The 12,035-nt window shown below is 53.6% G+C and carries 10 protein-coding genes; 6 read left to right on the top strand and 4 right to left on the bottom strand.

The annotated features are described in order from the left end of the window. Positions 1 to 104 precede the first annotated feature (104 nt). Entirely contained in the window at positions 105 to 1,031 is a 927-nt protein-coding gene (locus CPA45_RS08570) for a LysR family transcriptional regulator (protein ID WP_096651137.1), read from the bottom strand. Positions 1,032 to 1,215: 184 nt separating this feature from the next. On the opposite strand from CPA45_RS08570, the gene CPA45_RS08575 reads away from it, so the two are divergent. Next, entirely contained in the window at positions 1,216 to 1,992 is a 777-nt protein-coding gene (locus CPA45_RS08575; protein ID WP_096651208.1) for a ferredoxin--NADP reductase, read from the top strand. Between the two features lie 193 nt (positions 1,993 to 2,185). Here the strand turns inward: CPA45_RS08575 and glnK are convergent, their stop codons facing one another. The 3 genes from glnK to CPA45_RS08590 form a co-directional block, all read right to left on the bottom strand. Beyond that, the gene (glnK, locus tag CPA45_RS08580) at positions 2,186 to 2,524 is read right to left on the bottom strand and encodes a P-II family nitrogen regulator (RefSeq protein ID WP_009098335.1); all 339 of its coding nucleotides are present in this window, start codon (positions 2,522 to 2,524) and stop codon (positions 2,186 to 2,188) included. A 267-nt stretch (positions 2,525 to 2,791) separates the two neighbouring features. Continuing rightward, the gene (locus tag CPA45_RS08585; RefSeq protein ID WP_096651138.1) at positions 2,792 to 4,039 is read right to left on the bottom strand and encodes an ammonium transporter; all 1,248 of its coding nucleotides are present in this window, start codon (positions 4,037 to 4,039) and stop codon (positions 2,792 to 2,794) included. A gap of 46 nt (positions 4,040 to 4,085) precedes the next feature. Then, a complete protein-coding gene (locus tag CPA45_RS08590) occupies positions 4,086 to 4,424 on the bottom strand; it encodes a P-II family nitrogen regulator (RefSeq protein WP_096651139.1) in 339 nt (112 codons plus the stop codon). 361 nt (positions 4,425 to 4,785) lie between these two features. Between CPA45_RS08590 and CPA45_RS08600 the strand changes: the two genes are divergently transcribed. From CPA45_RS08600 to CPA45_RS08620, 5 genes are all read left to right on the top strand, one after another. Continuing rightward, positions 4,786 to 5,121: an accessory factor UbiK family protein gene (locus tag CPA45_RS08600; protein WP_096651141.1), complete on the top strand. Its 336-nt coding sequence runs from the start codon at positions 4,786 to 4,788 to the stop codon at positions 5,119 to 5,121. 190 nt (positions 5,122 to 5,311) lie between these two features. Further along, positions 5,312 to 7,462, top strand: coding sequence for a TonB-dependent receptor (locus tag CPA45_RS08605; protein ID WP_244287553.1), 2,151 nt, complete (start codon positions 5,312 to 5,314; stop codon positions 7,460 to 7,462). A gap of 50 nt (positions 7,463 to 7,512) precedes the next feature. Continuing rightward, the gene (locus tag CPA45_RS08610) at positions 7,513 to 8,499 is read left to right on the top strand and encodes a helix-turn-helix transcriptional regulator (RefSeq protein ID WP_096651209.1); all 987 of its coding nucleotides are present in this window, start codon (positions 7,513 to 7,515) and stop codon (positions 8,497 to 8,499) included. Between the two features lie 150 nt (positions 8,500 to 8,649). Beyond that, positions 8,650 to 10,752, top strand: coding sequence for a TonB-dependent siderophore receptor (locus CPA45_RS08615; protein ID WP_096651143.1), 2,103 nt, complete (start codon positions 8,650 to 8,652; stop codon positions 10,750 to 10,752). 309 nt (positions 10,753 to 11,061) lie between these two features. Beyond that, a complete protein-coding gene (locus CPA45_RS08620; protein ID WP_096651144.1) occupies positions 11,062 to 11,979 on the top strand; it encodes an ABC transporter substrate-binding protein in 918 nt (305 codons plus the stop codon). The last annotated feature ends 56 nt before the right edge of the window (positions 11,980 to 12,035 follow it).

Raw genomic sequence — 12,035 nt, forward strand, 5'->3', positions numbered from 1 at the left:
CTGACATCGTACTAATGCTGACATCGTACTAATGCTGACATCGTACTAATGCTGACATCGCACTAACGCTGACATTGTACTAACATTGCCAGCGTATTCAGAGGCTAAGGAATCGGTGGCAACGGGATATCATCACTGCGCTTGGCACCCGCCGTCATCTCTCGGCAAAGCCGCAGGAACTCTCGCACCCCGGTGGTGAGGTACTTGTGGCGATGCCAAATAAACGTGAACTGGCGTTTTAAGTCTAATTCCGGCGTTGGCAGCGGTACCAAGCTACCGCGTCGGAAAGCATCTCGCAGCGCTAGCCTGGACACACACCCGATACCTAGCCCTGACTCCACAGCCCGTTTAATGCCTTCCGTATGCTCAAGCTCCAGCAACGTATTAAAGCGGCTGCGCCGGTGGCGCGCTGCCTGTTCAAGGGTCATACGCGTACCAGACCCCTCTTCACGCATAATCCAGTCTTCGCGCAGCAGTTGCTCCAGCTCCAGGTGCTCGCGCCCCGCCAGTGGGTGGCGTGGCGAGCAAAACACGCACAGCTCATCCTCCACCCAAGGCTGGCTGATAATCATATCGTCGTCGCACTGGCCTTCGATCAGCCCCAAATCAAGCGAATGCTGACGCACCCCCTCAATAATATGCCGCGTGTTACGCACAGCTAAACGCACACGACTGCCGGGGTGGCGCTGCATAAAATCGCTAATCAGCAGTGTGGCTAAATAGTTACCAATGGTCAGCGTTGCCCCTACATCCAGCGTCCCTACACCCTGCTGGCCGCGCAGCAACTCTTCCACCTCTTCAGCCCTATCCAGCAAAGCAACCGCTTTGGGCAGTAGCTGAAAGCCTAGCGCATTAAGCTTCAACCGCTTTCCCATCCGATCAAGCAGCTGGCAGTCGAACTGACGCTCAAGCTCCGCCAGCGCCGTGCTGGTGGCGGACTGCGACATAGCAAGCGCACGCGCCGCATGGGAAACACTTTCGTGCTGAGCGACGGCAACAAAGACTTCCAACTGGCGCAAGGTGTAATGCATGGCAATAGCTCATGTATCCAGAAGAGTGCTTATCTATTTTTTAGATAAGTGTTATCAGTATAATTCGCTTAACAGATATACCACCCTTTATTTAGAATTAGCAGCATCACATTCAGCTATCTTTTATTCTTTTTTAGAATATGGCGGACGAGGCTTAGGCCACTCTGCCCTTGGAGAAGTCAGCATGAGCAAGTTTGCCCTAGAAGAAGTCCTCAGCGTCCATCACTGGAACGACACCCTGTTCAGCTTCCGCACCACTCGCGAACGCTCACTACGCTTCAAAAATGGCCAGTTTGTGATGATCGGCCTAGAAGTGAATGGCAAACCGCTGATGCGTGCCTACTCCATCGCCAGCCCCAACTACGAAGATCATCTGGAATTCTTCAGCATCAAAGTGCCCGATGGCCCGCTGACGTCACGCTTACAGCACTTAAAAGTGGGTGATCAAATCATGGTCAGCCGCAAGCCCACGGGCACACTGGTATGCGATGACCTTCTGCCAGGCCGTAATCTCTACATGCTCTCCACCGGCACCGGTTTGGCACCGTTTATGAGCCTGATTCAAGATCCTGAAGTTTACGAACGCTATGAGAAAGTAGTGCTGGTTCACGGTGTCCGCGAAGTATCTGAGCTGGCCTACGCCGACTTCATCACTAAAGAGCTGCCTGCCCATGAATACCTTGGCGAAGATATCGCCGCCAAATTGGTTTACTACCCGACCGTTACTCGCGAAGAATTCCACACCATGGGCCGTCTGACCGACCATATCCGTTCGGGCAAGCTGTTTGAAGACACTGGCCTTCCGCCAATTGACCCGCGCCAAGACCGTGCGATGATCTGCGGCAGTCCTGCCATGCTGGATGATACCAGCGCCCTGCTAGACGAGTTGGGCCTGAATATTTCCCCGCGCATGGGCGAGCCGGGCGACTACGTGATTGAGCGAGCATTCGTCGAAAAGTAATTCCGCCTCAGTTCTTGTAACGAAACGCCCCGCTAAACAGCTAGTTTGGCGGGGCGTTTTAGTAACTCAAGGTTTTAGTAACTTAAGACAGCTGCTTAAAACAGCTAAGTCTCTCGCAGCTACACAATGTCGCTAAAAACCTTGTCGCTACAAACCTAGTCTCTACAAACCTAGTCGCTACACATAGCCTGAGCTACACCGCGTCTTTACCGGTTTCGCCGGTACGGATACGGATCACCTGCTCTAGCGGCATCACAAAGATTTTGCCGTCACCGATTTTTCCGGTGTTGGCAACCTGGGTAATAGCATCGATCACCTGCTCGGCCATATCGTCATCCACTGCCACTTCCAGCTTTACCTTAGGCAGAAAGTCCACCACATACTCCGCACCACGGTACAGCTCTGTATGGCCTTTCTGACGGCCAAAGCCTTTTACTTCCGTTACCGTAATGCCCTGCACGCCGATATCAGAGAGCGATTCGCGTACGTCATCAAGCTTAAACGGCTTGATAATGGCTGAGATCAATTTCATTGCGACATCCTCTAGCTTGGTGGCCTGTTGTATAAGGTTGGCGGGCCACTGCGGTTAGCAAAGTTCGTTACCCGTTAGTGTTAAGCATACACCGCTATCGACAGAGAATAAAAAGCCTGCGCAAGAGTTATGAATGGCAATTATCTAGAACAGTCTTGAATCGCAGCAATGAATGACGACAACGGAGAATAGAGGTAGGCATAACAAACAGGCCTCCCACAAAGGGGAGGCCACAGCAGCGCGCCAACTTACTTCATTAGCGCAAGCTTATTTCTTAACACTAAACTCAGGGTAAGCTTCAAGACCGCACTCAGCGATATCAACACCCTCATACTCTTCTTCTTCGCTAACACGGATACCCATGATGGCTTTCAGCACCAGCCATACCACCAGGCTCGCCAGAAAGACCCAGGCAAAAATGCCAACCATGCCGATAATCTGCGCTCCAAAGGTAGCATCACCATTGGACAGCGGCACGGCCAAGCAGCCCCAGATACCTACCACACCGTGTACCGAAATCGCACCGACTGGATCATCCAACTTCAGCTTATCGAGCATGACAATCGATAGTACAACGATCAGACCACCCACCATACCGATCAGCATAGCTCCGAAGGCTGAAGGCTCCAGGGGCTCAGCAGTGATCGCCACAAGGCCCGCCAGCGCACCGTTAAGCGCCATGGTCAGGTCAGCTTTGCGGAACCACAGTTTGGCTAGAATAAGCGCGGCAATCACACCACCCGCAGCTGCCGCGTTGGTATTTACCATGACTTGAGCCACGTTGTTCGCTGAATCGACGTCTGACATTTTCAGCTCAGAACCACCATTGAAACCGAACCAACCCATCCACAGAATAAACGTACCTAACGTTGCCAGCGGCAGATTGGCACCAGGGATTGCCCGGATACTACCGTCACTGCCGTACTTGCCCTTACGTGGCCCTAGCACCAACACACCCGCTAATGCCGCTGCAGCACCAGCCATGTGAACAATGCCTGACCCCGCAAAGTCGGAGAAGCCAATGGCATCAATCCAACCACCACCCCAGGTCCAGTAGCCTGAGACCGGATAAATGACGCCAGTCATCACAACGGCGAAGGCTAAAAATGCCCATAGCTTCATGCGCTCAGCAACCGCACCAGAAACGATCGACATCGCAGTAGCGACAAACACTACTTGGAAAAAGTAATCCGCACGCATGGAGTAGTAAGGTGCGTCATCACCACCAGCCGTCACTGCATCGACGCTATTCTCACCGCCAATCAAGAAGCCTAAGTTGGGTATAAAACCACCTTCAGTACTGGAGTACATCAGGTAATAACCCACTAACAGGTACATGGTGCAGGCGATCGCAAAGAGTGCGATGTTCTTAGTCAGAATTTCGGCGGTATTTTTAGAGCGCACCAAGCCAGCTTCTAACATTGAGAAGCCAGCAGCCATCCACATGACTAGCACGCCGCAGATTAGAAAATAGAAAGTATCGAGTGCGTAACTCAGCTCTGCAAGCTCGTTCATTGTCAGTTCCCCGTTAACCATAGAAAGAAGTTATTAGCTGGCTGGTTTACACAGCGTCGGCGCCACGCTCACCTGTACGGATACGAATCACATCTTCAAGGGGCGTTACAAAGACTTTGCCGTCACCGATCTTACCGCTGTTCGCTGCTACACAGATCGCATCCAGCACACTCTCTAAACGCGCGTCATCTACAGCCACTTCAACCTTTACTTTGGGAAGAAAGTCGACCACGTACTCGGCTCCCCGGTATAGCTCGGTATGCCCCTTCTGACGGCCAAAACCTTTTACTTCAGTGACCGTAATGCCCTGAACGCCGTTATCCGCTAATGCCTCACGGACGTCGTCGAGCTTGAATGGCTTGATGATGGCGGTGATGAGTTTCATCCCGTATCTCCCCTGCTGGAATTAAGTCCTGCTAGATTAGTAGCGGCACAGCCGCCAAAATAAGCACCTGAACCGATAATGCGCATACCGTGCCAGCAGATTTTTTTCTCTTATAAGTCAACCGACTACTCACTAGCCAGGCGAGTATTTAGCGTTTAATTTGGGCAAAATCATCTCTGCAGCACTGCTGCCGCACCAAAACAAAGCATAAGCAAATGTTGCCTGCTCCATTTCGATGCAAACCAGGCGCTCAGCAGGAAAAGCACTCAGCGCATGCGAATTCGCCAACTGTTGCGTATCCTTACGGATAAGCCGTTTTTTATATGAGTTCATTTAGCTAGTTATTAAGGAGAGAGCCGCTATGGCGCCTCAAGATCGCATTAGCCGACTGGCCCAGCAGATTGGTGACCGTTTACAGAACGCTTCCCAAGCGCCTGAAGAGATTCAAAAAGGTGTACAGCAAGTAGTACGTGGCGCCTTTGACCGTCTAGAGCTCGTCTCTCGGGAGGATTTTGATATTCTGATGGATGTGCTGCAGCGCACGCGCTCGCGGGTCGAGGCGTTAGAACGCCAGGTTGCGAACCTGGAGGCAGCCGTGGAAGCGACTGCTACCGCCACAACACCACTTGAAGCTGAAGCGCCGCCAGCTCCTGCCCAAAAAGCGTCAAATACAGCTGAGAAAGATAAGCCAGCGTAACGCGTAAGCCTTATCTTATTAGCAGCAGCAATAGAAAATTAGCAGCAATAGGACAATAGCCTGTTGCTGCACCTCCCCTACAGTCGGGGCTCGCTTAGCAGAAAGAAAATACGAATTACTATCATTGACTTTGTGTTTCGTGGTGATACTCTCCGTTCCTGATTTCCTTACTATTTTCGGACTGTTCACCATGCCCGCCCCGTCTTTTACAACGCCGTCTTCTGCCATGGCTGCGCTTATTGGTACCGGCCTGCTACTGAGTTTTTCCAGTGGAGTTTCCGCCCAAAGCACGACGTCTGGGTCTTCGCTAAACGCCACCACTGAGGAGACCATGGTTGTTGTAGGCTCCCGCACTCCGACTCAGATCAGTCAGATACCCGGGGCTGTCTGGGTGATCGACAAAGAGATGCTGCAACAACAGACCCGCAATGGTGCAGACCTCAAGACGGCATTGGGGCATCTGGTGCCGGGGTTGGATCTGGCACCGCAAGGACGCACCAATTATGGGCAGAACATGCGTGGCCGAGGCGTGCAGGTACTTATCGATGGCGTATCGCTGAACAGTTCACGTGGACTCTCACGTCAATTCGATGCTATCGATCCATTCAATATCGAGCGTGTGGAAGTCCTCTCCGGCGCCAGCAGTCTATATGGTGGGGGCGCAACGGGAGGCTTGATCAATATCATTACGCGTAAGGGTGAAGAAGGCCTGAATTGGCGCACGGAAGCAGGCATTACCACCGGCTTTAACAACAGCGATGACCTAGACCGACGCTTGTCACAATCGGTCAGCGGCGGCAATGAGCGGGTTCAAGGCTACCTGGGTACTGCAATAGGGGATAACGGTCGCCACTATGACGGCCAGGGCCAAGAGATCTTTCCCGATATCGCCCAAACCGACCTCCAGGACAATCGCAGCATCGATATACTAGGTAACCTATCCTTCCGCTTGACGGACGAACAGAGCTTGGAACTGGGCGCCCAACTATACCGCTCCGGCTACGAAGGCGACCGGGGTGTTTACTTCCCCAACCTCAACGCTGCCACCCCCAACTTGAACGATGCCGAAATTCGCGACGGCTATCGTTCACAGCGCGACCCGGAAACCGATCGCAAGCTCGTCAACATCAACTATCACCACGCTAACCTATGGGGGCAAAATTTCTACCTACAGGCGTTCCATCGTGAGGAGAAATCCAGTTTCCAGGCATTTCCTTACTCCGTCTCGCATGGACTGCAGTTCCGCGCATCACAACAAAATACCAATTTAAGCGGTATCAAGGCGCTGTTCGAGTCGCACTTGGGTGATGACGTTTCGCTGACCTACGGCCTAGATCTGGATCGCGAGAAGTTCGATGCCAGCCAAATGCTGTTCGATACCAATGTATCGGATGCCACCGGTGGCCTAGTGCAGCAAGCATCTGGGGTCGAACCCCGTTATCCAGGCTACCAAGTGGACGGGCTCTCGGGCTTCATCCAGGGCGACTGGCAAGCCACTCAGGCACTTAAACTTTCTGCTGGAGTGCGTCAACAGCACATGGATGTCGAAGTGGATCAGTTCCAGGGTATCCCAGGTGGCAAGAATGACTATAAAGCGACACTGTTTAATGCCAGTGCCCTTTATGACTACGGCAATGGGCACCAAAACTGGCTGCAGTTCAGTCAGGGGTTCGAGCTACCAGACCCCGCCAAGTACTACGGTAAGAGTCCCGACGTGAGTGTCGGCAACAACCCATTGTCTGCTATCGAGACGGATCAGGTGGAGCTAGGCTGGCGCTACCAGGGAGGCAGCTGGACGGCCCAAACAGCGCTTTACTACGCTTGGTCAGATAAAGCGGTTGAGAACGCCGAGGATCTAAGCGTCAGCGTAGTGGACGAAAAGAAACGCGACTTTGGCCTGGAAAGTGCCGTAACCCGCTACTTCGACAACGGTATAGAGATAGGCGGCACGCTACACTTAGTGCGCTCCGAGCAGGAGAACAACGAGGGCAACTGGGAGAAACGTGACGCCCGCTATGCATCGCTCTCCTCATCTACTGCCTTTATTGGCTGGACCGATTATGTACGTTCGGCGCGTTTGCAAGCCAATCATGCCTTCAACTTGAAAGACGATGCTGATCGCAAGATCGACGGCAATACCACCCTCGACGTCTCCTTCAGCCAAGAGACCAATTTTGGTACCGTCAGCCTGGGTGTGCAGAACCTGCTTGATGACCAGTACTCAACCGTCTGGGGGCAGCGAGCCGCGATGTTCTACTCTCCCTACTACGGCCCAGAGTACCTCTACGACTACCAAGGGCGCGGCCGCACCTACACTCTAAACTGGTCGATGGCTTACTGAGCCTCCGACCAGCTACACGCAGGCAGCCGCCCAAGGGCGAGGTAATGGTAATGGCTACCCCCGGCACACTAGCATCCTGTTATGTACCGCTTACCACCCATGACCTGCAGGCACTTGGTGAGCGCTTCGGGATCGACTACCGCTTTCCCGAAGCGTCTGAGCGTTCCCAGCTAGCGCCTTGCGTTGCCCAGGGTCGGGTGGTGGATGTTGAGATCGACCCTGCCCTACGTGTAACGCATTCAGACCTTAACGTTCTACACGCCTACGCTTCCAAGTCTCAGCGTAGCGTTCCGTGGTTTCTCAGCGTCATACTTGAGGGCTGCATTCATGTAGGGCTAGGTCGCCAGTCGTTTCAGCTACAAGCTGGCGATGCCTTCAGCGCACACTTCAATGAACAGACCGGGCTCGAGGTTTTCCAACCCGCACCACAACGTTTGCGCATCCTCAATGTATCGGTGCTATCTTGTGCCGACCTCATCTCTTGCCCGCCCATCAGCCTGCCTCCACCGGCAGCGGCAGCGCCAGTGCTCCATACCTGGCATGTGCCGCCACTGCTTCACCAAAGTATTGAAGCGGCATTGGCTTCGAACTGGCCAGTAGAGCGCCAGCGCTTATTATGGCAGGGCCTGGCACTACAGTTACTCGCACACGGATTGCCAACCACCAGCCTTGAGTCCAGCGAAAGTAAAGCGGGCCACGCACCACCGGGCCTTTCCCATCGCGATTACCAACGCCTAGAACGATTACGTAAACAGCTTGAGCACTCGCCTAGCCAGGAGTATCAGCTGGCGCAATTAGCCCGAGATGCCGCTATGAGCCCCAGCAGCCTGCGCGATAAGTTCCAGCGCTGTTACGGCTGCTCAATTTTCGACTACCTACGACGCTGCCGCCTGACCCAGGCACAGGTGTACTTACGCAAGGGCTATAGCGTGCAGCAAACCGCCCACGCCTGCGGCTACCGCCATGCCAGCAACTTTGCCACTGCCTTTAAGCGGGCCTTTGGTATCGCACCCCATGAGCTTCTGAACCGTCATTGACATCACCACCAGTCACCGCAAGTTCCGCTGAAAACAGTTTCTTGGCAGCCAGCATAACTGCTTTGTCATTTCGCATACCTTTACCAAACGATTAAGCGCAATAATTCTCATTAACACGCTGGATCATTGATTCTTCTCGCAGGTATCGCCATGTTCATCTCCCCTCACCGCTTTTTACGCTCTCCTTTAAGTACCGCCGTTATTGCGGCACTAGCGGTATCATCGGCTCACGCTCAAACAAGTACCGAGCTAGGTACCGTAACAGTCACTGCGCAGCAGGCCGCTACGAAGGTCACAACGCCGTTCATCGAAACACCGCAGAGCGTTTCCACGATTACTCGCGAGCAGATGGATCACCGTGGTGTCAATACCGTTCAGCGGGCCACTGACTATACGCCCGGCGTTTACAGCAACCAGGTAGGTGCCTCTAATCGCTTTGATTACCTAGTACTGCGCGGTTTTTCTGACGGCAGCTTGAGCAATACTTTTCTGGATGGCCTAAAGGTCATGGGCGATGCCAACTCCCATAGCACGATGCGCATCGACCCGTGGTTTTTAGACAGCATCGAAGTGGTGCGCGGGCCCGCCTCGGTGCTCTATGGTCGCGCCTCTCCTGGTGGGGTAGTGGCTCTGAATAGCAAACGACCAGAGTTTGAACAGGGCGGAGAACTACGTTTTCAAGTAGGCAATAACAACCAGCGCAGCGCCGCTTTTGACCTCACCGGCCCGATTGGCGAAGAGCAGCGAGTGGCCTTTCGTCTGACCGGTATTGCCAGCGCCGCCGATACCCAGTTCGGCCCTGCAGAGGAGGAGCGCTACGCCATTGCACCGCGGCTCACCTGGGACATCACCGACGACACCAGCCTGACGGTCGAAGCCTACTTGCAGGATGAGCCAGAAGGCGGCTACCACTCCGGCGTTCCCTACGAGGGGGCGGTGATAGCACGTAACGGACGCAAAATTAGCAATAACTTCTTTGACGGCGAAGAGGAGTACGACACCTACGAGCGTACCCAGCGAATGCTTGGTTACACCCTAGAACACCGCTTTAGCGATCAAGTCACCGGTCGCCAGTTACTACGCTACCTAAACTCCGACGTGGTGCTCAATCAGGTCTATGGTTTTGGCTGGACATCACCGGATTCTGACGAGCTCACCCGCTACTACTCAGGCAGCGATGAGTCTCTGGAAGCCTGGACCCTAGATAACCAGCTCGAAGCCAATATCAGTAACGGCTTCATGGACCATACACTGCTCTTCGGGGTTGATTACCAGCAGCGGGAGAATGAGGTGTCATGGCCGTCGGGGTATTTCCAGCCGATCAATGCTTTCAATCCTGTCTATGGCAGCGGCCCTATAGAGTTTTACGCGCCTATTCGCGAACACCATAAAATCGAACAAACCGGTGTTTACCTGCAAGATCAGATAGCGGTTGATAACTGGCGCGTTACCTTAGGCGGCCGATTTGACTGGGTGAATATCGACAACACCAACCGCGATAGCGATGTGACCAGCTCACTTAGTGACACCCAATTTAGTGGCCGTGCCGGGGTAGTTTACCTATTCGATAACGGCGTTGCTCCCTATGTGAGCTACTCCACCGCTTTCACACCCACTAGTTTTGTGGATGAACGCGGCGATTTGCTAGCCCCAATGGAAGGCGAGCAGTGGGAAACTGGTATCAAATTCCAGCCCAACGGTAGCCAAAGCCAGTTCAGCGCAGCGCTGTTCCATATCAGCCAAGAGAACGTCGCCACCAAAGAGCAGCCTTCTGATCCTTACCGTGCAGTGGGTGAGATCAAATCCCAGGGAGTAGAGCTGGAGGCACAAACCCGACTCACCGAAAACTTCTCACTGCAGGCAGGCTACAGCTTCACCGACATTACCTATGCCAAAAGCGATGACGGCAACCAAGGCAACAAGGCGATTTACGCTCCCCGGCATCAAGTTCAGCTGTGGGGTCACTATCAGGCCAACGACGGCTGGCTGAAGGGCGTGGACCTGGGAGTAGGTGTACGCCACTACGCAGATATCGCCGCGGACCGAGCCAACACCGCAACCGTGCCCGACTACACCCTGGTGGATGCCACTATAGGTTACGACCTAAGCCAACTCGGCGTTGAAGGGGTCGAAACGCGCTTAAATGTGAGCAACCTACTGGATAAAGAGTACGTGGCCTCCTGTAACTCACTGGAGTACTGCTACTTCGGTGCTGAACGCGGTATAACCGCCAGCGTACACTATCGTTTCTAAGCTACCATTTCCAAGCTACCATTTCTAAGCCATCGTCTCTAAATGACTGTTTTTAAGTCACTGTTCTTAGAGGCGGTTCTCAAAGGCTATTCTCAGAGACGGTGCTAAGAATTTGCTCTAAGGCTCATTAAGATCTCATGACGGTATCTGCCCAGGCCAGCGCACCTGGGCATTTTTTACTTGAATACAGGTTTGCAAACAATAAGTATTATCGTTTAAATGCAGCTCTTCTTTTTCGGATGGCCTCTCACGACTATGTGCCACACCATAACCATGCGCCACACCACGACTATGTGTTCCACCACGACTATGCGTTCCACCGCCCCTCACCGTCGAGCTCCCCTGTTCTCTTGGCTTGTGCGCAGCGGGCTATTTGTTGCTTGTCTGCTGGCCTTTTCTTCCGCCAAAGCCCAGTGGGCAACGGTCGACTGGACTATCGCCGAGACCTTGTTGGCCATTGACGCCCCTCTTAGCAGCGTCGCCCAGCAGAGTGATTACCACCAATGGGTTGGCGAACCACGCATACCCAACAGCGCCACCGATATGGGACTCCGTACTCAGCCCAACCTAGAGCTACTGGCCCAAGAGCCACCGGAACAGACGCTTATTTCACCCATGTTTGCCAATTTAACGCCTCGCCTGGAGCAAATCGCTCCGGTTAGCTCGTTTTCGCTTTATGCTCCTGGTAGCAACACCTGGGAAGAGATGCAAACCCTAACCCGCCAATTAGGCGAGTTAACCGAGCACCAACCCCAAGCAGAGCAGCTAATTGCAGAAACCCAAGCTTTAATGACCACTCTGCGTGAATCTCGGCCCCTCTCTCAGTCAGAAATCGCGCCGTTACTTATGGTGCAGTTTATGGATGCCCGCCACGTACGAGTGTTTGGAGAAAATAGCTTATACAACGCCGTTCTAGAGCAATTGGAACTGTCCAATGCCTGGCAGCAAACCACCAACGCCTGGGGGTTTGCACTGGTAGGCATTGAAGCACTGGCGCACTACCCCGAGGCCATACTGGTAATTATCGACCCACTGCCAACAGGGGTCGAGGAGCAGCTGGCAGAGAGCGGACTGTGGCAACAATTACTCCGCGCCAAACACCACAACCTGCTTCGACTACCACCGGTATGGAGCTTCGGCGCACTACCCTCCGCCCAACGCTTTGCCCGAGAGCTAAACGCAGCACTGGAGGCATCGCCTATCTATAGCCCTCAGCCCAATGACTAGCCAGCCTTGAGCGCTACCAAAGTCTTCTTAATTAAGGTAAGTTAACTACTGAGAAT

Source organism: Vreelandella nigrificans (assembly GCF_002374315.1).
GTDB lineage: Bacteria > Pseudomonadota > Gammaproteobacteria > Pseudomonadales > Halomonadaceae > Vreelandella > Vreelandella nigrificans.